The organism is Nonlabens spongiae (assembly GCF_002117125.1).
GTDB lineage: Bacteria > Bacteroidota > Bacteroidia > Flavobacteriales > Flavobacteriaceae > Nonlabens > Nonlabens spongiae.
The window spans coordinates 559,256-585,838 of record NZ_CP019344.1; the positions used below are offsets into that span (position 1 = coordinate 559,256).

Annotated in this window: 27 protein-coding genes; 8 read left to right on the plus strand and 19 right to left on the minus strand. The window is 40.4% G+C overall.

From position 1 onward, the window contains the following. Positions 1-71 precede the first annotated feature (71 nt). The gene (locus BST97_RS02595; RefSeq protein ID WP_085765778.1) at positions 72-803 is read right to left on the minus strand and encodes a septal ring lytic transglycosylase RlpA family protein; all 732 of its coding nucleotides are present in this window, start codon (positions 801-803) and stop codon (positions 72-74) included. A 114-nt stretch (positions 804-917) separates the two neighbouring features. Beyond that, positions 918-2,147 carry a diaminopimelate decarboxylase gene (gene lysA, locus BST97_RS02600; RefSeq protein ID WP_085765779.1) on the minus strand — a complete coding sequence of 410 codons (1,230 nt, stop codon included), beginning with the start codon at positions 2,145-2,147 and terminating at the stop codon, positions 918-920. A gap of 245 nt (positions 2,148-2,392) precedes the next feature. On the opposite strand from lysA, the gene sucC reads away from it, so the two are divergent. After that, a complete protein-coding gene (sucC, locus tag BST97_RS02605) occupies positions 2,393-3,586 on the plus strand; it encodes an ADP-forming succinate--CoA ligase subunit beta (RefSeq protein WP_085765780.1) in 1,194 nt (397 codons plus the stop codon). Positions 3,587-3,693: 107 nt separating this feature from the next. Here the strand turns inward: sucC and BST97_RS02610 are convergent, their stop codons facing one another. Next, a complete protein-coding gene (locus tag BST97_RS02610; RefSeq protein WP_245833636.1) occupies positions 3,694-8,121 on the minus strand; it encodes a translocation/assembly module TamB domain-containing protein in 4,428 nt (1,475 codons plus the stop codon). Positions 8,122-8,194: 73 nt separating this feature from the next. Between BST97_RS02610 and tsaD the strand changes: the two genes are divergently transcribed. The 5 genes from tsaD to BST97_RS02635 are packed head-to-tail and all read left to right on the plus strand — an operon-like array spanning position 8,195 to position 12,902. Then, positions 8,195-9,211 carry a tRNA (adenosine(37)-N6)-threonylcarbamoyltransferase complex transferase subunit TsaD gene (tsaD, locus tag BST97_RS02615; protein WP_085765781.1) on the plus strand — a complete coding sequence of 339 codons (1,017 nt, stop codon included), beginning with the start codon at positions 8,195-8,197 and terminating at the stop codon, positions 9,209-9,211. Further along, complete coding sequence (locus BST97_RS02620) at positions 9,212-9,928, plus strand: 16S rRNA (uracil(1498)-N(3))-methyltransferase (RefSeq protein ID WP_085765782.1); 717 nt, start codon at positions 9,212-9,214, stop codon at positions 9,926-9,928. Between the two features lie 57 nt (positions 9,929-9,985). Further along, complete coding sequence (locus BST97_RS02625; protein ID WP_085765783.1) at positions 9,986-10,627, plus strand: DUF4159 domain-containing protein; 642 nt, start codon at positions 9,986-9,988, stop codon at positions 10,625-10,627. A gap of 2 nt (positions 10,628-10,629) precedes the next feature. Beyond that, positions 10,630-11,730: an AI-2E family transporter gene (locus tag BST97_RS02630; RefSeq protein ID WP_085765784.1), complete on the plus strand. Its 1,101-nt coding sequence runs from the start codon at positions 10,630-10,632 to the stop codon at positions 11,728-11,730. Continuing rightward, positions 11,727-12,902 (plus strand): THUMP-like domain-containing protein, encoded by a 1,176-nt coding sequence (locus tag BST97_RS02635; protein WP_245833637.1) that lies wholly within the window; start codon positions 11,727-11,729, stop codon positions 12,900-12,902. The genes BST97_RS02630 and BST97_RS02635 overlap by 4 nt, the downstream gene beginning before the upstream one ends. A gap of 27 nt (positions 12,903-12,929) precedes the next feature. Here the strand turns inward: BST97_RS02635 and BST97_RS02640 are convergent, their stop codons facing one another. From BST97_RS02640 to BST97_RS02665, 6 genes are read right to left on the minus strand one after another with little or no spacing between them, the layout of a single operon-like run. Continuing rightward, complete coding sequence (locus tag BST97_RS02640; RefSeq protein WP_245833638.1) at positions 12,930-13,637, minus strand: SDR family NAD(P)-dependent oxidoreductase; 708 nt, start codon at positions 13,635-13,637, stop codon at positions 12,930-12,932. Positions 13,638-13,673: 36 nt separating this feature from the next. Next, the gene (locus BST97_RS02645; protein WP_085765785.1) at positions 13,674-14,468 is read right to left on the minus strand and encodes an anti-sigma factor; all 795 of its coding nucleotides are present in this window, start codon (positions 14,466-14,468) and stop codon (positions 13,674-13,676) included. Next, complete coding sequence (locus BST97_RS02650; RefSeq protein ID WP_085765786.1) at positions 14,465-15,001, minus strand: RNA polymerase sigma factor; 537 nt, start codon at positions 14,999-15,001, stop codon at positions 14,465-14,467. The genes BST97_RS02645 and BST97_RS02650 overlap by 4 nt, the downstream gene beginning before the upstream one ends. A gap of 56 nt (positions 15,002-15,057) precedes the next feature. Beyond that, positions 15,058-15,750, minus strand: a complete 693-nt coding sequence (locus tag BST97_RS02655; RefSeq protein ID WP_085765787.1) for a superoxide dismutase family protein — start codon at positions 15,748-15,750, stop codon at positions 15,058-15,060. A gap of 50 nt (positions 15,751-15,800) precedes the next feature. Beyond that, the gene (locus BST97_RS02660; RefSeq protein WP_085765788.1) at positions 15,801-16,289 is read right to left on the minus strand and encodes a YdeI/OmpD-associated family protein; all 489 of its coding nucleotides are present in this window, start codon (positions 16,287-16,289) and stop codon (positions 15,801-15,803) included. Continuing rightward, positions 16,286-17,500 carry a bifunctional alpha/beta hydrolase/OsmC family protein gene (locus BST97_RS02665; protein ID WP_085768133.1) on the minus strand — a complete coding sequence of 405 codons (1,215 nt, stop codon included), beginning with the start codon at positions 17,498-17,500 and terminating at the stop codon, positions 16,286-16,288. Before BST97_RS02665 ends, BST97_RS02660 begins: the two co-directional genes overlap by 4 nt. Positions 17,501-17,593: 93 nt before the next feature. On the opposite strand from BST97_RS02665, the gene BST97_RS02670 reads away from it, so the two are divergent. Together BST97_RS02670 and BST97_RS02675 are read left to right on the plus strand one after the other, a co-directional pair. Further along, positions 17,594-18,121: a SixA phosphatase family protein gene (locus BST97_RS02670; protein WP_085765789.1), complete on the plus strand. Its 528-nt coding sequence runs from the start codon at positions 17,594-17,596 to the stop codon at positions 18,119-18,121. 9 nt (positions 18,122-18,130) lie between these two features. After that, positions 18,131-18,352 (plus strand): VF530 family protein, encoded by a 222-nt coding sequence (locus BST97_RS02675; RefSeq protein ID WP_085765790.1) that lies wholly within the window; start codon positions 18,131-18,133, stop codon positions 18,350-18,352. A gap of 166 nt (positions 18,353-18,518) precedes the next feature. Here BST97_RS02675 and BST97_RS02680 read toward each other — a convergent pair whose 3' ends face one another. The 10 genes from BST97_RS02680 to lepB form a co-directional block, all read right to left on the minus strand. Beyond that, positions 18,519-19,871 carry an NAD-dependent succinate-semialdehyde dehydrogenase gene (locus BST97_RS02680; RefSeq protein ID WP_085765791.1) on the minus strand — a complete coding sequence of 451 codons (1,353 nt, stop codon included), beginning with the start codon at positions 19,869-19,871 and terminating at the stop codon, positions 18,519-18,521. 61 nt (positions 19,872-19,932) lie between these two features. Further along, on the minus strand, positions 19,933-20,499 hold the full coding sequence (locus BST97_RS02685; RefSeq protein WP_157111400.1) for a hypothetical protein: 567 nt from the start codon (positions 20,497-20,499) through the stop codon (positions 19,933-19,935). Positions 20,500-20,503: 4 nt separating this feature from the next. After that, complete coding sequence (locus BST97_RS02690; protein ID WP_085765793.1) at positions 20,504-21,475, minus strand: phosphoribosylaminoimidazolesuccinocarboxamide synthase; 972 nt, start codon at positions 21,473-21,475, stop codon at positions 20,504-20,506. A gap of 99 nt (positions 21,476-21,574) precedes the next feature. Beyond that, entirely contained in the window at positions 21,575-22,126 is a 552-nt protein-coding gene (locus tag BST97_RS02695) for a hypothetical protein (RefSeq protein ID WP_085765794.1), read from the minus strand. Between the two features lie 10 nt (positions 22,127-22,136). Next, a complete protein-coding gene (locus BST97_RS02700) occupies positions 22,137-22,565 on the minus strand; it encodes a hypothetical protein (protein ID WP_085765795.1) in 429 nt (142 codons plus the stop codon). A gap of 130 nt (positions 22,566-22,695) precedes the next feature. Continuing rightward, positions 22,696-23,187 carry a Dps family protein gene (locus BST97_RS02705; RefSeq protein WP_085765796.1) on the minus strand — a complete coding sequence of 164 codons (492 nt, stop codon included), beginning with the start codon at positions 23,185-23,187 and terminating at the stop codon, positions 22,696-22,698. 2 nt (positions 23,188-23,189) lie between these two features. Then, positions 23,190-23,321 (minus strand): hypothetical protein, encoded by a 132-nt coding sequence (locus tag BST97_RS16225; RefSeq protein ID WP_262497056.1) that lies wholly within the window; start codon positions 23,319-23,321, stop codon positions 23,190-23,192. 97 nt (positions 23,322-23,418) lie between these two features. Continuing rightward, entirely contained in the window at positions 23,419-24,291 is an 873-nt protein-coding gene (locus BST97_RS02710) for a DUF1853 family protein (protein ID WP_085765797.1), read from the minus strand. Beyond that, positions 24,292-24,906, minus strand: coding sequence for a WbqC family protein (locus tag BST97_RS02715; protein ID WP_245833639.1), 615 nt, complete (start codon positions 24,904-24,906; stop codon positions 24,292-24,294). Positions 24,907-24,933: 27 nt separating this feature from the next. After that, positions 24,934-26,565: a signal peptidase I gene (gene lepB, locus BST97_RS02720; protein ID WP_085765799.1), complete on the minus strand. Its 1,632-nt coding sequence runs from the start codon at positions 26,563-26,565 to the stop codon at positions 24,934-24,936. Positions 26,566-26,583 lie beyond the last annotated feature (18 nt).

A 26,583-nucleotide genomic window follows, 5' to 3' on the forward strand; every position in this document is an offset into this window, starting at 1 on the left:
TAAAATTCTGTTGAAAGTGTTTATGAATAGAGGTTAAGGTAGATTCTGGATCTATAAAAGTTTTTATTAAATCACCGACCCGTCACATTCTCAAACTTAGCGTACTCCACGATAAAAGAACCAGGATATTGTCGCTCGATGCGTTCTTTAAAACGTTCAGCTTGCTGGCGTTGGTCAAAATTACCGATGATCAAGGTATACACTTTTATGCCTTGTACGGTTTTTACTTGAGCGGTCATTTTGCTGCCGTAGCTTTTCTCAAGATTATCCGCCAGCCTCATAAGGTTTGCCAGTTCTTGAAAGCTGCCAATTTGAACACCAAATCCAGCGGGATCTGCGCGATTGATATCGATATTATAGAATTCGGCTGGGGTTTGTTCATAGGTGTCTATGTCATCCTCTTCTTGATAGTCACCTGTGTCAGTTCCGTTATCAGCAACTGGTGTCTGTGAGTCTCCTACTACTTCAATGACGACGTCAGTAACACCCTGACCTACAAAATTCAATTTCTGCGCAATGGACTTAGATACATCGATGATGCGCCCTCTTACAAAAGGTCCACGGTCGTTTACCGTTACAATCTGGCTGCGGTTATTGGCAAGATTGGTCACTCTAAGCTTGGTGCCAAAAGGTAAAGTTCTGTGTGCCGCAGTAGCTTTATCATGTCTATATTTTACACCGCTCGCGGTTCTGCGACCTTCAAATTTATCGGCATAAAAAGATGCTTTACCGGTTTGTACTTGGGCAAAGGTTAAGATTGAAAAAATACTTGCAATAAGTAGCGTGAAAAATTTCTTTGACATGAATTTTATTTTGTGGTCAAATATAAGATGATCGTTCTTTTTCAAAGATTAAGGATAGTTCAAATAAAAATGCCAGAACTTTCGCTCTGGCATTCAATAATTTATATCTGAATATCATTCCGCGAGTTCTGTTGCTAATTCCAGTTCCACCACCTCTTGGTTTTTCAAGATGTCTTTCATGGTTTCCCTTTTTCTGATCACGTGGGATTTTCCGTTGTGCCATAACACTTCTGCAGGACGGTAGCGGCTGTTGTAATTGCTCGCCATGCTGAAACAGTAGGCTCCCGCGTTTGAAAATGCGAGTAAGTCACCCTCGGTGATTTCGGCGATCTGGCGGTTTTGGGCAAAAGTGTCTGTTTCACAGATATAGCCCACCACGCTGTAAAAACGCTGGCGCCCCTCTGGATTACTAATGTTTTTGATTCCGTGATAGGAACCGTACAGCATGGGACGGATCAAGTGATTGAACCCTGAATCAATTCCAGCAAAAACGGTAGAAGTGGTTTGTTTTACCACATTGACCTGAGCAATAAAATGTCCCGCCTCACTCACGAGAAATTTACCGGGTTCAAAAGCCAGTGCGATGTCCTTACCATAATCATCGCAAAACTTGTTGAAACGCTCACTCAACTGCTCGCCCAGTTCTTCAATATCGGTCGAGACGTCGCCCTCCTTATATGGAACTTTGAATCCGCTACCGAAGTCGATGAACTCAAGGTCCTTAAATTTTGCCGCGGTTTCAAAAAGAACTTCTGTAGCATATAGGAATACGCCTATGTCCAGAATATCACTACCCGTGTGCATGTGAACACCGTTTACATTCATGCCGGTATTCTCCACAATACGCAACAGGTGCGGAATCTGGTGTATGGAAATTCCAAACTTGCTGTCGATGTGGCCCACAGAAATATTGGCATTTCCACCCGCCATCACATGCGGATTGATACGCACGCAAACCGGTACGTCAGGGTGTTTGGAACCAAATTGCTCGAGAATGGATAGATTATCGATGTTGATCTGAACGCCTTTGGCAGCTACTTTTTCAATCTCTTCCAGCGAGACACCGTTAGGCGTGTATATGATCATCTTTGGGTCGACACCAGCGACCAGCCCCAGCTCTACCTCTTGTAGACTGACGGTATCCAGTCCAGCTCCCAGCTGTTTAAAAAGCTTCAAGATTGAGATGTTAGAAAGTGCTTTTACTGCGTAGTGAACTCTAAGTTGTTTCGCTTTCGCGAAAGCGGAAACTAAACGTTCATACTGCGCAATGATGACCTCTGCATCATAGACATAGACCGGGCTACCGTGCTCCCGCGCTATGTTGGTCAAATCTTGATGGTTCATGAGAATTACTCGTTAAATTTTAAGCCTGTAAAAATAGGGCGCGACAGTATTATAGAACGATTTTACAGAGGAACTATGTTGAGATTAAGCTTTTTTTTAACGAAATACGGCTCTTGAGTTTAGATTGACTGGAAAAAGTAAGATGTGAATAAGAGGTATAGCCGGCATTTAGCTTAAATAGGATTCTTTATTAGCCAGTGCTTTGCTATTTTTGCTGAAATAATTGTAGAACTTAAAAGACAAATATGAATCTTCACGAATATCAAGGGAAAGAAATTCTAGCCAGTTATGGTGTGACCATCCAGCGCGGTAAAATTGCAACTACTGCAGAAGATGCGGTGGATGCTGCAAAAGAACTTACCGAGGAAACCGGTACGGGCTGGCACGTTATCAAGGCTCAGGTGCATGCTGGTGGCCGTGGTAAGGGTGGTGGTGTGAAACTTGCCAAAAGCCTAGATGATGTCAAAAAGATATCAGATGAGATCATAGGAATGCAATTAGTCACTCCACAAACGAGCGCTGAAGGTAAAAAGGTACACCAGGTTCTTGTTGCTGAAGATGTTTATGAGCCTGGAGAGGCTGAGATCGAGGAATTTTACATGTCGGTTCTTCTAGACCGTGCACAAGGAAAAAATATGATCATGTATTCTACTGAAGGTGGAATGGATATCGAGACTGTTGCTGAGGAGACTCCACATTTGATCTTTACCGAAACTGTGGATCCTGCACATGGATTACAAGGCTTTCAAGCACGTCGTATTGCTTTCAACTTAGGTTTGAGCGGTAAGGCCTTTAAAGAAATGACCAAGTTTGTAACGCAACTTTATAATGCTTATGTAGGTTCTGACTCTGCGTTATTTGAGATCAACCCTGTACTTAAGGCGAGTGACAACCGCATCATCGCTGTAGATTGTAAAATCACTCTAGACGAGAATGCGCTGTTCCGTCACAAGGATCTAGCTGAAATGCGCGACACTCGTGAAGAGAATCCAACTGAAGTGGAGGCTAAGGCTGTAGGACTTAACTATGTTGACCTAGACGGTAATGTAGGTTGTATGGTAAATGGTGCCGGTCTTGCGATGGCTACGATGGACTTGATCAAGCAAGCTGGAGGAGAACCTGCTAACTTCCTAGATGTAGGTGGAACCGCAGATGCCAAAAGGGTGGAAGAGGCTTTCCGTATTATCTTAAAAGATGATAAGGTAGAAGCGATCTTGGTAAACATTTTCGGTGGTATCGTGCGTTGTGACCGTGTTGCTCAAGGTATCGTAGATGCCTATAAAAATATGGGTGACGAGATAAATGTACCGATCATCGTTCGACTGCAGGGAACCAACGCTGAAATAGCAAAAGAACTCATTGATAATTCTGGACTTGACGTACAGAGTGCCGTTGAATTTAAAGAAGCAGCTGATAAGGTGCAGGCGGTGCTTGCTTAAGCTGATTACTTTATACATATTGAAACCCTCAAACCGGTAATGGTTTGAGGGTTTTTTTATTGATTTACAGAGGATATTTTATCTGAAAGTAATTGAAATATATTTCCTCAATTTGAAGGTGTTGACACTTGCTCCTGAGCAGTCTTTTCTGTTTCTGTTTCTCTGCTCATGGTTTTCTTAAAGATCTTCTCGTATAATTCGGCAATGGAATCAAAGTTGACCTGATATTGAAGACCTAGACCTTGAGTATAATCCTCTTGCTGGCCAAATTGCTGTAAGGTATTCTCACGGTTGAAAAGTTTTAAACGTAGTGTTCCATCATCGTTCAGGAGGAATTCGATCTCCACATTTCCAATAACCGCTCTTTCCGTAGCGTTTGTAGTTCCTACTGGTACACCCAGCTTCCCATTAATCAGTACGCGATCTGAAATCTGGGTGCTCAAGGTGATACCAAAACGGTCAGAACGCTGTAAAGCTGAGTTAGGATTGCGCTCACTAGCCTCATAACTCACTCCAAAGTCAAATTGGCTATCTTGATTACTCACTAAATCATTTACAATTCCCGTAACATTTTCCACTACGTTACCGGTAACAGCATTTTGACCAATACTGTTTGGATTATAGAAAGATCCAGAGGTAATCAATGACAAAGCTTGTAATTGACGCTCTGCTCGATCATCTAGGCGGTACTGCAGCTCAGAGCTCACCACCGAGTTCGTATTAGGGAATCTGATCTGAAATTCAGGATCAAAGAAAGTAAGATCTCCTTCTAGATAGGTAACAACTTCTACCGGAATCTGAGCGTTCAAGTTAGGGTTATCGAGTAGGATAGAAGGGTTTGCGCGAGTACTGTATACCGCGCTAACGTCGATATTGGCTTTTGTGGGGTCACCATTCCAATCTACGGTTCCACCGGGAGTTATGGTAAATTCCTTATTTACGATCCCTGCATATTTAAAGTTGTAAATACCCTCAGTAGCGATGAAATCACCATTCATGATGAATTTTCCGTTTGTATTGATCTCAATGAGCAAGTTCCCATAACCACTTCCTCTTAAATAACTACCGTTTGTAGGATCTACAGTGATTTCTACTTCAGCAACTGGAGTTACCCTCAAATCAAACCTTAATTCAAGTCCATTGACTTCTTTAATTTCAACGGTCTCACCAGAAACTCTAGCAGCCTTTTCTTCAGGACTCAAAAAGTAGATCGCGCTAGTATCTCCTAGAGATTCACCATCATCTATAGGAATCTTAAACACTGTATCATCACTTGTTGTTGCTGTGACGTCGATGAAAAGCTCAGTAGTAGGACCGGTGATGGTTGCGCTACCGTCTATAAATGCGGTACCGTAATAAAGTGCTTCAGGAGTCAAATCTGTATCGAGCACAAGTAGACGATCGGATTCCAAGGCTAGGTCCAATTCCCAGAACCCAAAATTTTTATGTTCAATAGAACCATTTAGAATCCCTTTGGTTCCAAATTTTGTGTCAGTCAGTTCTATTTGCTCAAATTCAAAAGCATCTGGAGTGATGGTCACATTTGCCGATTCTTGAAAGTCAAAATCAGTATTAAGATAGGGTAGGCGTAGTCCAGCATTGCGTAGGGTAAGTTCACCATTTATCTCTGGTTCAGAAAGTTTTCCAGTTAGTGTAGCTTTTCCATCAGCAAAACCTCTTATGTTATCTAGGACCACTCCTCCCAAAGGACTGAAAGAGATTAAATTAAAGTCATTGAAAGTTGCTTCTACATCATAAGTGGAATTTTCACCAGATGTGTTTATGGTACCATCAGCAACAAAAGTTCTGGTGTCATCATCTCTGAGCTGGGCGTGGACGATATAATTTGTGAGTGATTCATCCCCTTTGACTTTCAAATCAAAATTACCTAGGGGTGTGTCGTTCACCTCAAAAGATTGGACCGTGAAATCACTTGTTGGAGCATAGTTACCATTAATCTGTTCTAATTTCAAGGTTCCATCAATCTGGCCTCTTAATTTCAAACTGTCGATAGGAGAGACGAGACTAGAGATTCTCACTTTCTCGAAATCCAGATAAACCTCTTTAGCTTCTTTCTGATCGTAAAGTCCTGCTAGAGTTATTTTCTCTTGGCCATTTGTTGCTGACAGAGAATCGAGAGAGAATTTTTTAAAGTTATGATCAAACGTGAATTGTACATCATCAGCATTCTTATTGAGCTGCCACTTTTTACCCTGAAATCTAAAATTGCTTTTTCTTATACCTACAACACTCTGACTTTGCTCATCAACAGTATGATAAAGACTTAGTTTAAATTTATCCTCAGGTCTTTTTGCATTTTCAAACTCTGTTCTAAAAAGTAATGTGTCGTTTTTGGTGACATTAATTAATTGAAAGTCTCTGACGTCATATACCCTATTCCTGACCTCATCAATCTTTACATACGTATTAAAAATAGGATTTTGATTGTCCACTTGAACATTTACATTATCCAAATAAACACCGTAGGCATCAATCATGGGTGTTCTAAAGGTCATTTTAAATTCGGACTCATTACTACTCACGCGACCTTTCAAAATGGTATTCTCACCCAGATCCATTTCTGGAAATACTAAATCAACAATTTTATCGTAGATCTGAAATTCATAGTTCAAATACTGATTATCAGTTATGTTTTTACTCTTATAATTGGTATACACGGTACCAATACTATTTTTGAAAAGTTCTGGAATTTCCCTCACTTTAAATTCACCACTGATCTCTCCCTCAATTACATCCGTACTCTTGACCGTAAGTAAACGAACGTTTTCATTAAACGATGAGGAAATAACCAGATCATCAAACACATAGTTTCCATTCTGATTTTTATAACTGGTTTCTGTGATATTAATATCTCCCGTGGCATTATCAAGGTTAGTACCTTCCATATCCATTATAATGTTGCCTCTTAATTCTGAAATGCTATCTCTTTTGAAAATGTTGATAGCATTGAGGTTAGCATATTCTATCTGAGCGTTGAAATCATACTTATTAATAGTTTCAGACATATCAACAAGGCCATTGAACTTCATTTTCAGATTAGGGTCATTAACACTTATCCTACCGTTAAAAATTGGTTTTTTGAGGTTCCCATTAACCACAATATTTCTATACCTATACCCATTGTAGGTGAATTCAATAGCGCTTCCGCGTAAGGTTGAAATTGCTTTTTCAGGTGTAAAACCACGACCGCTCACATTGAGATTGAGCGTGGTTTTGCCAAATTTATCATCGTCTAAAATCGCTCCGAGATCAACACTTTTAAGTTGAACGTTTCCTACGTAACCTATATTCCCACTCTGTATTTCAGTAAGGGTGAGATCTGTATCAAAATTACCCTTACGCGTTGAGCCTCGCATTCTAGTGACGAGACGATTAGAATCTACACTAGCATAACCTTGAGCTTTTATAGTACCAAGTTCGTTGAGTTGTCTCGGCATTTGATCTCCCAGTATATTGGGGAGAAATTTTTTCAAATCGCGATTGCTTATTTGGAGATTCCTGAAGTCCCCTTCAATAAAAAACTCCTCCTCGTTCTCCACGAGGTTCTTGAAATGCATATCACCGTCGATAGAAATATCATTTAAAGTAGAGGCAAACATATTGTCTACTTTGAAATCATTTAAAGTTCCTTGCAGGTATCCAGAAAGCGCAACCGATTCATTCGGAACAATTTCATCGTAGAATTTTCTGATTTCATTGGTTGCTATTTGCGCCGTATCAATTTTGAAATCCCATTGCACTTTGGTTAGGAATTCAGCGAGATCTTCACGTTTATAATTCAATTTTAAATCACCTATCAATGTACTGGCATCAGTCTCAATGGTCAAATCATCTGCTGTGATCTGAGATGGAGTGTATTGAAAATCTGCAGCAAGGTCTTTTATGACTATAGTTTCCCTCACGCCATCAATAGTTTTCATGCTCCCATTCCCTAATATAAAATCGGCATGGGTTATATTACTTTCAATAACAGAGCCTAAAATGTGCAAACCTTCAGTCTCCACATTCATATTTGAGCCTAAAAAGGATTCTGGTATTGTCAAATCCTCATCTATAACACGTACAGTGGCGTTATTAATGGTGAGATCTCCAGTAGTAAGTTCAAAAGGTTGTACCGGTTCTCCAGTAGGTTCTGAGCTTAGTTTTTCAATAAAAACAGTAAGATTGTCGGTAGGTTCTCCCTTATACCTCCTAATGTTTAAAATAAGATCGTCAATTTCAGTATCGCCTAAATTAGGACTCCCAGCCATCATGGCACTAAATCCCAAAACAGATGTTTCAAGCTCCTTGAAATAAATCATCGTATCTTGACGCTCGTCCAGAGCAAGGGCATCATTAATCACAACATCTCCAGAGTACAGAACTTTAATTTTCTTGATGGAGACGTTAACGTCAAACTCCTCGTTCAAGTAGTCTGTAGCCTGACGACCTGCCCAGGTTTGCACACTAGAATAGGAAAATACCCAAACTAAGATCAGAAAGATAATGAACAGCACTAAGACTGTACGCAACAATATTTTCAGGAATCTTTTAATGACAGTTCATTTAACTTTGCAATATTACCAAAAGTAATGCCCCATTCATTTTATGAACAAACAAAGTTGCTACATACTTGCTATAGAATCTTCATGTGACGACACTGCATGCGCTATTCTAAAAAATGACAAGGTACTGGCTAATGTCATTACCAATCAGAAAATCCATGAGCAATACGGTGGTGTGGTACCAGAGCTGGCTTCAAGAGCCCACCAGTCTAACATTGTGCCCGCAGTTGATACGGCTCTAAAAAAAGCTGGAATAAAAAAAAGTGATTTGAGTGCTATTGCTTTTACTCGCGGTCCTGGTTTAATGGGTAGCTTACTAGTGGGCACTAGTTTTGCAAAATCTCTCGCTCAAGGGCTAGATATTCCGCTTATTGAGGTGCACCACATGCAAGGACACATTCTTGCACATTTCATAGAAACGGGAAACCCTAAACCTACTTTCCCATTTCTAGGACTCACCATCAGTGGTGGTCATACACAGATCGTAAAGGTGACAGATTATCATAATATGGAAGTCCTAGGAACCACTCAAGATGATGCGATAGGTGAGGCCTTTGACAAAACAGGTAAAATATTGGGGCTTGGATATCCAGCAGGTCCTCAGTTAGATAAGCTAGCTCAAAAAGGAAATCCTTATCGTTTTGATTTTCCGATACCTAAAGCTCCTGATCTCAACTATAGTTTCAGTGGTTTCAAAACAGCAGTCTTATATTTTATTCAGAAAGAAACTAAGAATAACCCTGATTTTATCGCTCAAAATCTTGAAGATATTTGCGCCAGTGTGCAACATACCTTGATTGAAATTTTATTTAAAAAGGTGGAAAAGGCCGTTAAAAAAACCGGTATCAAACAAGTGGCCATGGGAGGTGGTGTAAGTGCTAATTCTGGGATTAGGAAACGCTTACTTTCTTATCAAGATAAAGGCTGGACCGTCTTCATTCCGCCATTTGAGTTCACGACTGATAATGCTGCGATGATCGGTATCTCAGCCTATTTTAAGTATTTGGAAAAGGATTTTGCCAGCTTTGACGTTACCGCTAGCCCCAGAATCGCCATGTAGATGCAATTATTTTATTACGACATACCCAGCGCACAGTCCACAAAACTGGAATTAGAAAAACAAGATTCTCGCCATCTCACAAAAGTGCTGCGTAAAAAATCGGGCGATACCTTTCACGTGACTGACGGCAAAGGGAATTTATTTGATGCTACGCTGGGACTTGTAACCAGTAATAGGTGTGAGATAGATCTCGCTTTCGCGAAAGCGGAACCTCCACCATCACCATCACTACACATTGCCATTGCACCCACTAAAATGAACGATCGCATGGAGTGGTTTCTGGAGAAGGCAACGGAAATAGGTGTTTCTACCATATCACCCATAATTTGTCAACGTAGCGAGCGTAAAAAGATCAATCACGATCGCTTTCAAAGAATAATCACCAGCGCGTTGCAACAGAGTGCGCAGCTATGGATGCCCGAGCTGAAAGATCAGCAATCATTTGACCAATTTGTTAAGAATCACGATGCTCAGCAAAAATTTATGGCGCATTGTATGGATGGGACTGAAGGTTATCTCGGGTCGCAATTAGAAATGGGAAGTGACACCATAATTATGATAGGACCTGAAGGCGACTTCACGCCAGATGAATGGAAAATGGCGATTACCATGGGGTTTGAATCTGTTAATTTAGGGAATACTCGTTTGCGCACCGAGACTGCTGGAGTCTATACTGCTACCATTTTTCAAGGATTGCAGCTGCTTGATTTGAAGTAATTAGCTTTATAGCTCTATTAGTAATTATAAGTTGCGATAGTTGTAAATTGCCACGGTATGCGAGGATGTATTTTAATGATTGCTTTTCTTATAATATCGGGCGTTCAAGCTCAACAACTAGCGGTTTTAAAGTACAGTGGTGGGGGAGACTGGTATTCAAATCCCTCGTCATTACCTAACTTAATTTCTTACTGTAACGAGAATCTAGGTACCACGTTAAGTGATGATGTTGCAACAGTGGAGCCCTCGAGTAGTGATATATTTCAGTATCCATTTGTGCATATGACTGGTCATGGGAACGTTTTGTTCCAAGACCTTGACATTGAAAATCTACGGGATTATTTGCTGAGTGGTGGATTTCTCCACATTGATGATAACTACGGCATGCAAGAATATCTTGATAAGGAGATCGTCAAATTGTTTCCTAACAAGACGTTTGTGGAGCTACCGGTAGATCACCCTATATTCAACAGCTACGCCAGCTTCCCAAAGGGCTTGCCTAAAATCCATGAGCATGAAGGATCACGACCCCAAGCAAAAGGCATTTTTCATGAAGGCAGACTTATACTCTTATTCACTGTAGAAAGCGACCTGGGTGATGGGTGGGAAAGTCCAGAGGTTCATAACGACTCACCTGAGGTGCGTAAAAAGGCCCTGGATATGGGTGCCAATATTATCAAATATGTATTTCAAAACTGACCATGACCACAAAACAAACTTCTAAAGCCATTTCTTTTGGAATCTTGAGAGCCGTTGGGATCATGATTGGTATCGTGATTCTTTTGCTTTTTCTGTATGAGATCCAGGCTGTACTCGCTTACATAGGTATAGCTGCGGTTATATCTTTGATAGGGAGGCCTTTAGTATTGTTTCTAAGAGATACGATAGGTATTCCCAATACCATGTCAGTAATTATCACGCTGTTTCTCATTTTTTGTATCATACTGGGAGCTATTTCCCTCATGATTCCCGTAATAATAGAACAAGGTGAGAATTTCAGTAAGATCAATGTAGATGAGGTACGACAGAATCTGGAAGTATTAAACAATGAATTTAATGATTATTTCAACATCAAGCGTGTCGATCTTTTAGAGCGTATCGAGCAACTGGATTTCTTTCAAAATTTTAGTCTTGATATTGTTCCTACGTTTATCAATTCCTTTTTTGGGACGCTAGGTGATCTAGCCATAGGACTTTTCTCGATACTGTTTATTGCATTCTTTCTATTAAAGGACAGTAGATTATTACTTGAAGGGGTGCTGGTATTCTCAAAAAAAGGGAATGAGGGACAGTTCCTCAGGGCTTTCACTAAGATAAAGCAACTGCTGTCTCGTTACTTCATAGGACTGCTATTTCAGGTTTTGATTTTGTTTACGCTTTACACCATCATGCTTGTCATAGTAGGAGTGGAAAATGCGCTTATCATAGCCTTTTTCTGTGCACTGCTGAATTTAATACCTTATTTAGGTCCAGTGATAGGTTATTTTTTGATGTCTGCATTTGTGATCAGTGATAATCTGGGACTCAATTTTACGGAATTGATCTTGCCAAAGTTGATCATCGTACTCATAGGCTACGGTATCGTTCAGGCAATCGATAATTTCATCAATCAACCTCTTATATTTGGTGCAAGTGTTAAATCACATCCTTTGGAGATTTTTATCGTGATCCTATTGGCAGGCATTGTTTTCGGAGTGCTGGGTTTGGTGCTTGCGATACCTACTTATACTGCTGTTAAGGTGATTTCTAAAGAATTTTTGAGCGAATACAAAATCGTGAAAAAGCTTACCCAAAACTTGTGATCCATACAGATTTACTCAATCCTGAGGTTAGAAAATATTTGTTGGATCACCTCACAGAACACCCGGCAGATTTTCTTTTGCGCTCACATCCATTTGAGATAGATCCTAAAACACTGACGCAACAACTGGTAGGACTGCAAAAATCTTTAAAGAAATTTCCAGAGCTGCATGAGCATCCTTCCATTTTGTTCCCGCCTAAAATGAATCTGGAGCAAACCAGTTCAGCTAGTACGGCATTTTACAAGTCTCAAATCGTTTCAGGGAATTCCATGGTTGATTTGACAGGAGGATGGGGAGTTGATGTTCTCGCTTTCGCGAAAGCGGGCTTCCAATCCACCCACATCGAGCGCGATAAGGAATTACAAGCTTATTCCCAGCATCTATTTAAAGCTCGACAATTGGACGTGAAATCGTTGAATCTAGACGGGATCGAGTACGCTTATGAACATTTGGATCATGTGGACCTCATTTATATGGACCCCAGCAGGAAGACGGAGAAAAGCGCTAAAGCCGTGCGACTTGAAGATTACGAGCCAGATGTTTTGGAGCATCTTGAACTCTTGCTTCACAAATGCAACTATTTGATGATCAAGACCTCGCCTATGCTCGATATAACGATGGGCATGGAACAGCTGAAACACGTGAGCCATCTACATGTAGTTTCTGTCAAAAACGAGGTGAAGGAATTGCTCTGGATACTGGAACGTGAATCTGTTCAAACTCAAGTTCACTGTGTTAATCTGGAGACAGATCAACCAACTTTGATTTATAATCTCAATAAGGTAGAGAAATCCATGGAATACTCTGCTCCTAAAAATTATCTCTACGAGCCCAATTCCAGCATCATGAAGGCACAAGCTTTTGATGCACTCACCTTAAATTATGCTGTTGATAAACTAGATATAAATACGCACCTATTTACAAGCAGAGAATTGATCTCTTTTCCTGGTCGTATTTTTGAAATTAAGGCAATACATCCTTATAAACCTAAATCAATCAAGAAACTATTTGGAAAACAGAATAGAGGTGTAGTCACGCGAAACTTCAAGAACTCAGTAAAAGAGCTTCGAGCTAAATTTCAAATAGGAGAAGATGACAGCCAGTATTTATTTTTTACTCAAATACATGGCGGTAAGCCAGTGGTCATAGAATGTGAGAAGGTGGTTCACTGAGAATTACGTTTTCTGTAGAGAAACCTCTTAATTTTTTAACGCTTGAAAAAATTGACCGTTAGGCCCATCATTATCGATCAATACTGGTTCTAGTGCACCTGGTAAAACTGCCTCGACCTCGTTCAAAGCTTGATCGCCACCCATATCGGTTTTGAGCCAGGTGGGATCAAGGTAGTTCAAACGTACATTTGTGTCTTGCAATTTAGTGGCAAGATCCATGGAAAGTTTATCAATCGCCCATTTGGTTGCACCGTACGGAGCCAATTCTGGAATACCATCAATTCTAGAAGTTAGATTCACCACACGACCATAACCACGATCAATCATAGCCGGTACAAAAGCAGCGCATAGTTTATAAGGCGCAACTACGTTAACCTGATAGGATTGCATAAAATCTTCCGTAGTGTGCGACCATATATCTTCTTTGTAAGCAACCATAATTCCTGCATTGTTATACAAGATATCCACTGGAACACTCAGATTATCAACTTGCTCGATCAAGTGTTTTACACCGCTTTCTTGAGAAAGATCGCCAGCAACACTGTACGTTTTTACATCATAGCTTTTCAGTTTTTCAAGCATTTCCTGACAGTGATCGATATTGCGTGCGTGAACAATGATATCACAGCCTTCTCCAGCCAGACCCAGAGCAATTTGCTGCCCCACACCGCGGGAAGATCCAGTTATGAGTGCTGTTTTATTTTTTAACTGCATATTATTTGATAGGCTTTTCATTGATAATTACGCTTTCGCGAAAGCGCACAATCAAAACTATCCCTGACTAGGTATTACACCCAGTGTATACAACTGTTCCAGCGTAGGTGAATCACTACCTCCAGCGGGCTCCAATGTGATTCCAAAAGCCTCTGTCGTATAAGGATTGTCAATTTTCAAAAGTGTTTCATCCTTTGCTACGACGCCTAAACTGGTAGGTGTCAAAGGATTCAATGTGAGGGACCAAAGCTGATAGGTTTTCCCTTCCGGAACTTCTGGCAATTGATCCAGATCTAGATAAGTTACATCTTGCTCGGCATTGTGAAACGCCACTGCACTCGTAGAAGCAAAATCACCTTGACCTGCTAGGTTCACCTTTACTGTGTTTTTGTCTTTAATAAATGTGATCGCTTCTTCATAGGATTGATTAACTCCTTGAACGTCCTCTATTTCGGATTCTAGGAATTGTTTCTCCTGCTGGGTCGAAGTTACTTGCTGTTCTAGGTTCTGGTTAAGACCTTTCATTCCATTTAGCGAAGTGTAGAGGTAGCCGCTCAACAACAATAAAGCAAATGCGGCTGCCCAACCAATGTATGGGCCAAATCCTCTGCTTGTTTTGTTTTTACTATCAAGTTGTTGAAGCAGACGGTCAAAAATCTCGTTTTCACCAGCATCAGGAGCAAGCCCTTGAGCCAATTTCATATAGCAGTTTTCAATCAACTCCACCTCGTTTCTCAAGACTTGGTTTCCTTTGAGGCGTTGTGATATTTCCCGCATCTCGTCTTCAGGTAATACACCACAGACGTAAGCTTCTAGATTACCGCTTTGTATAAGTTCTTGATCTGTAGTCATTCTAAAACGAGGTTTCTAAGATTTGACATACATTTTCTATGGCGCGTCTTAAGTGTTCCAGAAGGAATGCCCATCTGTTCTGCACCGTCCTTGAAGGTAAATCCTTTAAAGAAAATTATGTCTATGATCTGTTTGCACATAGGCTCTAATTTTGAGACCCATTTTCTAACAAACATCGCATTTGACGCTTCTTCAAGATCCTGTGATGTCTCTAACGTATCTACGAAATTATCAGTACTTAGGTTTTTTAGACTGTTTTTGTGCTTTTTAGATCTCAAATAATCGATTGACGCATTGCGTGAAATGTTGAGCGCCCAGGTGAAAAAACGTCCCTGATCAGAATCATAGGATTCGGCATTATTATAGATCTTCATGAATACATCTTGCAGAATCTCTTCTGAAATATCTCTATTTTTTACAATGTTGAAAATAACCCCATGAAGAGCTTCTTGATAGCGCTCGTAAACGCGAGCAAAAGCGGCGCGATCGCCATTTTTCATTTTAAGAATCAGGAGGTCTGGCTGAGTGCCCATGAACTATAATTTAATTTTAATAACTGGACTTATACAATAATGCTAAAAACAATCCATTACATTTCAATGACACCGCAAGCTACTCGCTGTCCAGCAGCTCCACTAGGTTGAGATTCAAAATCATCTGCTTTTGCGTGAACGATGAAAGCTTTACCTACTACATTCTTGTTTTCATCATCACAGTCTATGCACCATTTATCAGTAGAGAAGGATAAAGATGCATTTCCTTTGGCATCAGCCATAAGATTGCCTATATCACCAGAATGATGCATTTCTTCACCCCATTTACCGTGCTTCTCTTCAGTGGGATTCCAGTGGCCGCCGGCACTTGTACCATCATCGCTGGAACAATCGCCGTTTTGATGAATATGGATGGCGTGTGATCCTTCTGACAATCCATCAAAATTAGCCACCATGTTTACCGTATCACCTGATTGTGTAAGGGTAATAGTTCCTGTAACATTACTTCCGCTTTTTGAGCCCATGGCTACTACTAATGACTTAATGGTCTCATCATCATGATGGTCGCCATCGTGGCCATGACTGTGAGTTGTGCCATCTTTATGGGTGTGCTCATGGTCATGAGCCTCTTTCATGCCTTTTTCCTCATGGTGGTCATCCTCATGGTCATGACTGTGTGTTGTGCCATCTTTATGAGTATGTTCATGTTCATGCTTGTCTGCATCTTTACAAGATTGAACTCCTAAGATTAACCCTAAGGCTAAAAATCCGATGTATACTTTTTTCATAATGAGTTAGTGTTTGTCTTCACGCTAAAATAGGCGAAATGGATGAACTTCTATAAGTTACGGTCAAATTTAAAGGGATCACGGTTCCCCCTTTTAAGATTTTCCATGGCGTTGAGTGCTTTATCTACTCGTTTTTGGGAACCATTAACATTGTAAACGCTGAAAATAATATTGCGTTGCTTGCCCGGTAATAGGCTCTCAAAGATCTTATAACCCTCATAATCGCTCAAAAGAACTGCTTCTAGCTCCTCGGTCATAGGTGCCTGATACTTGCTGGTATCTTCTTTCATGCTGACTTCAAGAGTATTTCCTTGATCAACTCCTAGTTCTTTTCTTTTGGCTTTGGAAACCATGAGGTAAACGATACCTTTTCTCTTACGCACAGCTGCATGCAGTGTAATTTCTCGATCATTATAACTCAAGACAGCCACGACACGTTTCACCTTATCCTGTGCCAATTGCTTAGTAACATCGTCTGGAATCAATAATGCTCCTAGATTACCGTCGCTACCTAACGTAGCTTCAAATTGATAAATCATTTCTTGAGTTTTGTAATCACCTGGGTAGGTGAGTGCAACGTTCTATGTACAGGACATTTATCAGCAATTTGCAAGAGTTTGTCTATTTGATTTTGTGATAAATCGCCTTCAAAGGAAATTTCACGTGTGAAAGTGTCGATTTTAGATTTAGGATCCTCGCAGTTCTCGCAATCTTGCTCATGGTCTTTACCGTAAGAAACATCACACTGAACATTTTCAACCTGCCATTTTTTACGTCGCGCATACATTTGAATCGTCATTACAGTACATGCTGCAAGTCCAGACGACAGTAAATCATAAGGGGTAGGTCCAAAGTCATTGCCTCCAAAATCAATAGGCTCGTCAGCTAGAAAGTAGTGACTCCCAGCTTTAATCTGGGTTGTAAACAGCTCTTTATTATCCAGCTGTGCCGCAACTTGATGATTTGTGCTGATCTGTTTGGTTTCTGGTATTTCAAGATATCTAGAAGCCCACTGGGCTATCACTTTACCTATGTACCTAGAGTCCGCTTTATCAGTAAGTAGGTGGTCAGCGCCATCTAGACTCACAAAACTTTTAGGATGCATCGCAGCCAGATAGAGCTTTTCTGCGTGATGAATTCCTACTGTTTTATCTTGAGGTGAGTGTGCTATAAGAATAGGTTTTCTAATAGCTCGCAGGTTATCGGTTACCATCTGTTCATTGAGATCATGTAGAAATTGACTTTTGATTTTAAAAGGTCTGCCGCTTAGTTGAACTACAGATTCACCTTCGGTTTTGATGGTGTCTAGTTGGTCTGCAAACAAATGTTTTACATGCTTGGTATCGCTAGGGGTGCCTATAGTGGCGATGGCTTTGATGGATTTCGCTTTCGCGGAAGCGTAAATAGCAGCAGCACCTCCCAGGCTATGACCTATAAGAAGGGTAGGAGCTTTATACTCTTGAGTAAGATGGTCGATAGCTGCTACCAGATCTTCTACATTTCCAGAAAAATTTGTGTCGGCAAAATCGCCCTCTGAATCACCGAGACCTGTAAAATCAAATCTCAAGACTCCATATCCAGCGGTGGTCAGCGCTCTCGTTATATTTCGGGTGGCATGAAAATTTTTGCTGCAGGTAAAACAATGCGCAAAAACGGCGTAGTTATGAGGCCTACTATTTACGGGCAGCTCAAGACGGCCGCTTAACTGATAACCAGCGCTGTTCACAAATTCTATTTTTTCAACCTTCATATGCTTTTTTGTTTTCAGCATAAAGGTAAAGGGAATTAAACGTATTTTGCAGATTGTAGAACTAGTTTACTTATACTTTACACTTATAGTAATATGAAATATTTCCTCTATTTGCTGATAGTTTTATCGACGATTGCCTGTGGAAACTCGCAAGAAAATGACCAAAAGGAAAATAAAGAATCTGACCTGACCACCTTTTACTTCTTAAGACATGCTGAGAAACAAGCCGGCAATGATCCCGAGTTGAATGAGAAAGGCGAGAAGCGGGCAGAGCAGTGGGTGGAGTATTTCTTCCTTAAGGATGTGGATCACGTCATGTCATCTGACTTTAAACGCACTAAAGCCACCGCAGCACCGCTAGCGCAATCTAAAAAACTTGATGTTGAAACTTATGATGTGCGATCGCTAGATGGAGACCAATTACTAGAAAAATATCGAGGTAAAACGGTGGTATTATTTGGCCATTCAAATACTATTGGAACATATGCAAACCAGCTGCAGAATGATGAGAAGTTTGACGACCTCAACGAGAGCGATTACGATCATTTTTATATGGTGACCATAGATAGTAATGGCAACGCACGCGCCGTTAAGGAGGAAACCGATTTCATGGAATTTTAATCTCGCTTAATGCAAGAACAACCTAACAATCCCCTACACGGTATCAAACTTGCTCAAATGGTTGAGGAGCTAGTGGAACATCACGGCTGGTATGAACTAGGAGGAAGAGTGCGCATTAATGCTTTCAACACCAACCCTTCTGTCAAATCAGCGCTCAAATTTTTAAGACGTACGCCCTGGGCTCGTGAGAAAGTGGAGCAGGAGTATTTGAAGATGATTGGGAAGGAGTAAATCTAAGTGTAAGTCGAAGTTTAAGTTTAAATCTAAACTTAAATTTAAATTCAAACTCAAATTATAGCAGTGAACACCCCCAACCCCCTCGAAGGGGCATTCTAATAATCAATCCATGAGAATATTCTGAAGTTTCAAGTTCTGCTTCAACTTCGAGTTCAACTTCTCACGCTACCACAACCGTTTTGATATTCACAAATTCTCTGATTCCGAAATGGGAAAGTTCACGGCCATAGCCAGAAATCCCTGTACCGCCGAAAGGTAGTGCTGGGTGACTCGTTACCTTTTCATTGATGAATACGGCACCGTCTTTAATACGTTTAGATAGCTCTTCTGCTTTATCAGTGTCTCTTGTGAATATGCTAGCTCCAAGACCGAATGGGCTGTCGTTAACCATTTCTATAGCTTCATCTTCTGTATCAAACGTACTTACCGCCATTAATGGCCCGAATGTTTCTTCTCTGAATACGGGCATATCGCTTGTCACACCGGTTAAAATTGTTGGCTCGAAAAAAGTGTCTTTACGCTTCCCACCGTAATGCAGTTTTGCGCCTTTTTCAATAGATTTATTCATCAACTCTTCAAGCTCCTCAGCCAGATCCTTGCGTGACATAACACCTATGTAGGTGTCCTCATCTTCAGGATTACCTATTTTAAGCTCTTTTACTTTTTCTGTGAAAAGCTCGACAAATTTATCCGCAATTGTGGAATGTAGTAATAAGCGCTTCCCAGCGATGCAACTCTGCCCAGTATTTTGGTAACGTGCGGTGATGCAAGTCTCTAGAGCTTGATCAAAATCTGCATCTTCTAGAACAACTAGTGCATTGTTTCCACCTAATTCAAGAACTGTTTTCTTAATCTCACTACCTGCAGTTCCTGCAACGGCGCTTCCCGCAGGTTTTGATCCGGTAAGTGTGGCTGCTTTGATAATAGGATTTTTGATGATTTTTTCAATCGGGTCGCTGGACACGGTCAGATTTTGAAAACATCCCTGATGAAATCCTGCTTCCAGAAATAATTCTTCAATCATTTCAGCACAACCCATTACAGAACTGGCGTGCTTGAGAACACCTACATTTCCTGCCATAAGCGCAGGAACAATAAAACGCATTACTTGCCAAAAAGGATAATTCCACGGCATTACTGCGAGGATTACCCCAAGAGGCTCATAGCTTACATAGGATTTTTGATAGTCTGTTTTGATGGATTCTGGAGCGAGATAAGATGCAGCATTTTCTGCATAGTGGTCACAAAGCCAAGCGCATTTTTCTAATTCTGATCGTGACTGTGAGATCGGTTTTCCCATTTCTCTAGTCATCTGAAGGGCGTATTTATCTTTATTCTTTTCTAAAAGTTCGCCTACTTTCCTGATCTTCTCTGCACGCTGTTCGTAACTCGTTGTTCTCCAGTAATCAAATGTCTTTTGAGCAAGCTCTAGCTTTTCTTGAATCTGGTCTGAGGTAAGCTCTTTATATTGCTTAAGTTCTTTGCCGGTATACGGATTTACGGTAGTGATCATTCTTTTTGTTTAAAGATAAGCACCTGCTGTAAGCTCTAAAATTGTTTTGGAATGGTTTAACTTACTTCTCGTGAGTATTATGAAACAAAGCGATCGCTTTTATATAATTTTCAGCTCCAGTTTTAGTCAAGTCATAAATAAACTCAGGATGTTCAGGATGGTGAACTTTCATCCAGCTGATCAAAGAATCCCTTTTTGCAGACCAATGATTCCAATCTACGTCACCGTAACTAGTGAAGTCAATTTTTGAGATTTTCTGATCTATGAGGTGTATTTGTTGCTCTGTAACAAGCGGATTGTTTTCTAGAAACTTCAATCTGTCAGATGTTGTTTCTAACCTAATTTCAACTAGGTCATCTACAGATTTTATATTTAAGACCTTGTAACGAGGATTAAAAACGGAATCCCATTGGAAATAGTCATAGTAGGTATCTCTTGATAGCTTGACGGTTTGGTTTCCTTCAATGAAATGTAGGCTATCAGCTACATATCTTCTGACTTGATCAAAATTTCCCTCATTCAAAGAGGAATAATAGTTACTTACAATCTCTTCGTTACTGCGTTGCGTATTGCAATTACAAAACGATAGAGCAAGGGTATAAAATAAGAGTTTATTTATTAACCTCATACAGCTAATGGTTAGCTTTCAGCCAGTTTTCCACATTATTCTGGATGCGAGAGTGTATGTTTTGAGTTTCCGTCCCGATAGCTATCGGGATCGCGAAAGCGAGACCCGTAATCTGCTCATACAGTTCTTGATAGCGCTTGCTCACGGTTTCAATATAGTCGTCGCTCATTTCTGGGAGCACCTGACCCTCTTTTCCCTGAAATCCGTGGCTGATCAACCATTGTCGCACAAATTCCTTACTCAATTGCTTTTGGGGTTCACCGGCATCCTGGCGTTGCTGATAACCATCTGCATAAAAGTATCGAGAGGAGTCTGGAGTGTGGATCTCGTCTATGAGAACGATTGTACCGTCTGCGGTTTTTCCGAATTCATATTTGGTATCGACTAAGATCAAACCGCGTTTTGCAGCGATCTCAGTACCACGTTGAAACAGCTGGCGAGTGTACTTCTCCAAAACCTGATAATCTTCCTCACTGACAATCCCACGAGATAGAATATCTTCACGTGAGATGTCCTCGTCGTGATCGCCCATTTCTGCTTTGGTAGCTGGTGTGATGATAGGTTCAGGGAATTTGTCGTTTTCCTTCATCCCATCAGGCATGGAGACGCCGCAAAGGGTTCTTTTACCCGCTTTGTATTCACGGGCTGCATGTCCAGAAAGGTAACCTCTTATGACCATTTCTACTTTGAAGGGCACACACTTGTGACCTATGCTCACGTTAGGATCTGGAGTGGCGATGAGCCAATTGGGAACGAGATCTTCCGTGTCGCGCATCATTTGCGTGGCGATCTGGTTCAAGATCTGACCTTTATAGGGAATCCCTTTAGGCATCACCACGTCAAAGGCGCTTAACCGATCACTCGCCACCATCACAAGTAGATCGTTTTCAAGAGAATATACATCTCTTACTTTTCCTTTATAGACGTGGGTCTGACCGGTAAAATTAAAGTCGGTTTTTGTTATGGTGTTGCTCATGATTTTGATCTATGCTACAAAAATCATGAAAACAAATCATTCCTAGGAAAGTAGGCAGTGCTTTTTAATCAAAAAGTTATTGACGCGTGTCAAAAGTTTTTAGTCAACAAGTCTTAATTCGCCTTCAAAGTCTATACTAAATGATTGCTGTAGATCATCTGCGGTTCCAGAGCCGGTAATACGGTACCTATTATTTCCCGTTGAGGTTAACTCAATAGTTCCTTGAAAAACTTCGTCTTCAATAGAGCCGACAAAGGAACTTGTATTATAGTCAGTTGCAAATATTAAATGGACAGTATTAGGCATATTGTTAGTAGCATCCAGGTTATAAGTTCCTACAGTCAAATCATTACTCGAACTTGAATAAAATAATAAGCTGACCACATCCCCCATTCCGACTAATTCACCAGATGCTGAATTCAAACTCAAACCATCACCGACTAAAATCACATGGGTCATGAATAAATTAGGTGCATCTTCAATAATTCCAGAACGAAAGCCAGAGCTGAGTCCATAACTATCGCTGCCCACGGTAAATTCATTTGAAGACGGGTCGGGATTTGAAGAAGGCGGATTGTCATCATCTGAGGTGCATCCTGAAAGAGATACAGCTACAGCTATAAATAGGGTTAGGTAAAGATTTTTGATCATTTCAAATTATTTAATAAGGTTCTGCGTTTTCATAATCTTCTTCAGTAAAACGCCAATAAAAATTATTGTTACTGGGATCGTCTTCCCATTCATCGCTAAAAAAGATGGAGTCAGCAACAAATCCTTGTTCTTCCTGAGCTATTCTATAACTTAACTTACGCAAATTATCAAACATCACAACAATAGAATCAACTCGATAAGCCTCAGTTACGGTCGGAATTCTAACATCCGTTTTACAACTTTCGGCAAGTACGCCAACTCCATTTTTAACATAAGTATTTTCAAGAAAGGCTCCAGCAGAGTTTATTCTATATTGCTCCATGACGACTGATCGATCCGTATCATTGATAAAAAGGTAACAAAATTTTTTCGGTTCACTTTCTCTAACACAATTTGTAAAGAAGCTTGATAGCGCGATAATAATTAAGGTTTTTTTCATCGTATTATTGAACGGATGGAATAAACAGATTGGTTAAATATTAAATATACAAAAAATGATAAGACTCTGAGAAAAAAAAGCCTTTCCCTAATTAAGAGAAAGGCTTGATATAATTTAAAAAAATATATGATTACAAAGCGCTGCGCTTCTCTTCTGTCTTCATTCTCCAGGCATCCAGCATCCAGCTTACAGTCTCTAATTCTCTGATGTAGGCTCCTATTAAATCGATGGTTCCTTCATCATCTGCTTTTTCAGCTACCTCCACCACTTTAGACATTTGCTTTAAGATATGTCCGTGATCTTCAAGTAGGTTGTTTACCATTTCAACATCGGTAAGGTCAGATTTAGTCTCCTTGATGTTTGAAATTTCTAGATAATCGCTGTAATTTGATGCGGGCTGATAACGCAGGGTTAGTATACGCTCTGCGATTTCGTCAATTTTAAGAACAGCATCGTCATATAATTCCTCAAATTTCTCATGCAAATCAAAAAACGCGTGCCCTACCACATTCCAGTGATAATTACGCAATTTCTGATAATACAGGTGGTAGTCAGCTAGAAGAATATTAAGTTCCTTGCTAGTGTCTTTAGCCTTTTCTAAATCAAAATTCAGATAATTCATATTTACTTTTCTTTCTTTTTTTCTTTATCGGTTAATGTTTTTGACTCTAGGTCAAAATCCTTATTCTTATTGGTTTTAGCCATATTTCCAAGAGGTTGATCCTGCTCGGTTTTTCTTTCAAATTTCCTTTCCATAACAATTTTTTATAAAGATACCGCCCAGTGCAGGTTGTCTTTTTAAAAATCAAGTTAAATGATGTTTAAAGGGTTTAACAATTGGTTTTCTCTATAGCTAATCTGCAATTACAAAAAATCGTTCCCAGTCTTTACCGACCTTTTTCCAGAGTAAAGGTGCAAATCCCCTCTCAATGCTTTTTTTAACTTCTAGCAGTATTTCAGAAAAATTGAACGCCTGGCTCTCGATCTCAAAAGGATTCATTTTCCACTGATGTTTGTGTGGTATGAAATAGAGAGTGTCGTTTTGTGTTTCCGCTTTCGCGAAAGCGGAATAATTCAAATAATATCCCTTGATACAGGCTTTATTGATCCATTTGAAGTTATGGTTCCAGAGGTCACACGGAATAAATACCTGAGCCAAAAAGCAAACTTTTTGTTCAACGGCATCAACATCAATATCGTTTTTCTCAAGGATACTCTTGGTTTCTGGACGATAGAGCAGAGGCAACTGGTGCGTCTTGAGCCGATTGATTTTCTTAAGCAAGTAATCCCGACGATTGGGTCCTTCATAGCAGGACAATTCATACCGCGCTTCTTGAGTTGAAGTTTTCTCACAGGCGAGCCTCTTTGTAGGATCGTAAATGTAAAATTTATAAACCAGCTCAATATGGAAAATTCTTCTCGAAGTATTATGCTGGACTATAAAATCCAATTCGCCCAAAGTGGTCTTACCTCTAAAAACTTGAATATTGGATAGGAGACAATTGTAATTTGAGGATTGGTCCACACAGAATTTAAAATAAAATTCTGCACGCTTGCCCAAAACAGTTCCATGAGGAATGTCAGGTAAGGTAAGGGCTCCTTCTTTTAAATCGTGCTGATCAAAACGAAGTTTATCTAAATAAAACTGATTCAGGCCTAGAAGCTTACCTTTCCAAAGGTTAGGGGTATTGTAAAAAGCTCTTAAGCGCTGGTAGCCGTCTTGCATTTATGAGTGTCGCAATCTCTTGTTCTGGCTCTTAAGATAAGCAATACTGCTGGGACCCAGATTGAATAAAAGATCGAGACCACAAAGCGGTTGCAGAAAACCATACTTCTCCCGAAAAACCTGAATATAGTGATCAACGCTGTACAGCGGTTTTCCTTTGGCTTTGATTAGGTTGTTTGCGAGAGCATCATTTTTGAAGGCTGTAGTTTCCTCAAAATTTAATTCAAGTGACATGTTTCTTATCAGAAAGTCAAATGTTTTTAAATTCCAGTGGTAAAGCAGTTCAGGTATTTCGCTGAATAATTTCTCAAGATCATCTTGGTAATACTGATAAAAGGGACTTGAATTATAGGCGCTGTGGATACTTTTCAGGTGATTATCGGCCCATGGTTCGCTATAATCAATTTGTACCTCTTTATACGGAATAGAAAAACCCTTGCCTGTGTGAACTACCGGTACATTGAGCGCCAGCCTTCCATTTGCTCCCGCGATATAGCAGCGGTTTCGATAGGTTTGTTTCACATAGTTTCCATGACCTTCCCAAATTATCGTTTGGGCTGAGTAGGCAAAACTCAATGTGATAACATCGCTGAAGTAGGAGGGATAAAGAACCACTTTCAATCTAACTTACGTAAGCTATAATTACTTCTTCTGTTTCTTTCTATTCTTGTAAAAGCGGCTCGCCGCAATATAGATTCCAAGACCAACTATAAAATAGATGAAGTAGGATCGTGGTTTGCCTGGACCGTTAACTGTGGTGAACACGCGATCCGTTCTCACTCCAGTCGGGAATGACTTATTGGGGTCATAACTCATCCAGATAAAAACAGGTTTCCCTACCACGTGTGTTTCTGGAACAAAGCCCCAGTAACGGCTATCGAGACTGTTATCGCGGTTATCACCCATCAACCAATAGTAATTTTGTTTGAAGGTGTACTGGTTTAAAGGCTCACCATTGAGATAAACCTGATTCCCACGAGTTGAAAGTTGATTGAAAGTATCCATTTCAGAACCTTCATAAACCTCAATGATTCTGCGGTAATAGTGTATGTTTTTGAAATCGATGTCAACGGTTTGACCTTCGGCGGGAATTAGGAACGGAGCGCGATCATCATTAGAATTTTCATAAATGCCGGTATAGGGGAAGGTCTCCATGTGAGTTCTGTCCACTACCTCGCCGTCTACAAGTCTTTGATAATTGACTTTTTGTCGAGTAGGAGTGCGATCCACCTTGATAACTTTCATAACCTGACCGGTAGCTTCCATTTTTGCAATGGCTTCATCAGTGGCAGATTTAATATTCATAATCAGCTTACCGTCAGCAGTTTGCTGATATCCCACACCGTCTGTAATATCAAATTCAAACTTTAACTGATCTTCTGGAAAACGGTAGCCGTTAGTAAGAACTTGATAGGAATACTGAACTTTAGCGCGATCAGGAAGCTGTAGAGGCTTACCATCTATATGGACCTTCCCATTGATAATTGATAAAGTATCTCCAGGAACACCCACGCATCTCTTAACGTAATTCGTACGCTTATCAATGGGCTTATAGTAATACTTCCCATCGTCTGCTCCAAATATATTCAGCGTATCAACCGGCCAGTTGAACACGACGATGTCGTTACGCTTGATATCTTGAAAACCAGGCAGGCGGGTGTAAGGTAATTCTGGTTTAGCCAAATAACTTTTTACATTCAAAACGGGAATCGTGTCATGAACCATTGGTGCAGCAACCGTAGTCATGGGCAATCGCGCACCATAATGGAATTTACTAACCAATAAAAAGTCACCGATAAGCAACGACTTCTCTAAAGAAGAAGTAGGGATAATGAACGGTTGCATCACGTAGGTATGTACAATCGTTGCAGCCACAATAGCAAATAGAATGGAACTGGTCCATTCACCAGCTGCCGTACGTGGCTTGAGCTCCCTATTTTCAATGTAGGGAAGAGGCTGGGTGTAATTTAAATAGTACAGATAGAAGCCAAGAGTAAAGATCACTAGGATCGTATCAACCGCTCTGTTGTAGCCAAAACTGCGACACATTTCCACCCAGAATACGATCAACATGATCAAATTCACAACGGGCAAAAAAAGCAAAAGCGCATAATACCACGGTCTATTGATGATTTTTGCCATAATAATGGCATTGTAAATAGGGACAAAAGCTTCCCAAGCTCTACGGCCTGCGGCCTGGTACATTTTCCAAGTGCCCAAACCATGGATGATCTGAACGATCCCCAAAAACAATAACCAATAACTCCAACTCATTTTAAATTCATTTATACT

Bases quoted from the DNA above. Each gene is read 5' to 3' on its own strand.
- BST97_RS02695 (WP_085765794.1), bottom strand. From the start codon at position 22,126: ATGATCAAAAATCTTTACCTAACCCTATTTATAGCTGTAGCTGTATCT.
- BST97_RS16225 (WP_262497056.1), bottom strand. From the start codon at position 23,321: ATGGAAAGGAAATTTGAAAGAAAAACCGAGCAGGATCAACCTCTTGGA.
- BST97_RS02685 (WP_157111400.1), bottom strand. From the start codon at position 20,499: ATGAGGTTAATAAATAAACTCTTATTTTATACCCTTGCTCTATCGTTT.
- BST97_RS02700 (WP_085765795.1), bottom strand. From the start codon at position 22,565: ATGAAAAAAACCTTAATTATTATCGCGCTATCAAGCTTCTTTACAAAT.
- BST97_RS02690 (WP_085765793.1), bottom strand. From the start codon at position 21,475: ATGAGCAACACCATAACAAAAACCGACTTTAATTTTACCGGTCAGACC.
- BST97_RS02660 (WP_085765788.1), bottom strand. From the start codon at position 16,289: ATGATTTATCAATTTGAAGCTACGTTAGGTAGCGACGGTAATCTAGGA.
- BST97_RS02595 (WP_085765778.1), bottom strand. From the start codon at position 803: ATGTCAAAGAAATTTTTCACGCTACTTATTGCAAGTATTTTTTCAATC.
- BST97_RS02650 (WP_085765786.1), bottom strand. From the start codon at position 15,001: ATGGGCACTCAGCCAGACCTCCTGATTCTTAAAATGAAAAATGGCGAT.
- lysA (WP_085765779.1), bottom strand. From the start codon at position 2,147: ATGAACCATCAAGATTTGACCAACATAGCGCGGGAGCACGGTAGCCCG.
- BST97_RS02670 (WP_085765789.1), top strand. From the start codon at position 17,594: ATGAAATATTTCCTCTATTTGCTGATAGTTTTATCGACGATTGCCTGT.
- BST97_RS02665 (WP_085768133.1), bottom strand. From the start codon at position 17,500: ATGAAGGTTGAAAAAATAGAATTTGTGAACAGCGCTGGTTATCAGTTA.
- BST97_RS02625 (WP_085765783.1), top strand. From the start codon at position 9,986: ATGCGAGGATGTATTTTAATGATTGCTTTTCTTATAATATCGGGCGTT.
- BST97_RS02710 (WP_085765797.1), bottom strand. From the start codon at position 24,291: ATGCAAGACGGCTACCAGCGCTTAAGAGCTTTTTACAATACCCCTAAC.
- BST97_RS02630 (WP_085765784.1), top strand. From the start codon at position 10,630: ATGACCACAAAACAAACTTCTAAAGCCATTTCTTTTGGAATCTTGAGA.
- BST97_RS02655 (WP_085765787.1), bottom strand. From the start codon at position 15,750: ATGAAAAAAGTATACATCGGATTTTTAGCCTTAGGGTTAATCTTAGGA.
- BST97_RS02640 (WP_245833638.1), bottom strand. From the start codon at position 13,637: ATGAAAAGCCTATCAAATAATATGCAGTTAAAAAATAAAACAGCACTC.
- sucC (WP_085765780.1), top strand. From the start codon at position 2,393: ATGAATCTTCACGAATATCAAGGGAAAGAAATTCTAGCCAGTTATGGT.
- BST97_RS02705 (WP_085765796.1), bottom strand. From the start codon at position 23,187: ATGAATTATCTGAATTTTGATTTAGAAAAGGCTAAAGACACTAGCAAG.
- BST97_RS02645 (WP_085765785.1), bottom strand. From the start codon at position 14,468: ATGACTACAGATCAAGAACTTATACAAAGCGGTAATCTAGAAGCTTAC.
- BST97_RS02680 (WP_085765791.1), bottom strand. From the start codon at position 19,871: ATGATCACTACCGTAAATCCGTATACCGGCAAAGAACTTAAGCAATAT.
- BST97_RS02675 (WP_085765790.1), top strand. From the start codon at position 18,131: ATGCAAGAACAACCTAACAATCCCCTACACGGTATCAAACTTGCTCAA.
- tsaD (WP_085765781.1), top strand. From the start codon at position 8,195: ATGAACAAACAAAGTTGCTACATACTTGCTATAGAATCTTCATGTGAC.
- BST97_RS02620 (WP_085765782.1), top strand. From the start codon at position 9,212: ATGCAATTATTTTATTACGACATACCCAGCGCACAGTCCACAAAACTG.
- lepB (WP_085765799.1), bottom strand. From the start codon at position 26,565: ATGAGTTGGAGTTATTGGTTATTGTTTTTGGGGATCGTTCAGATCATC.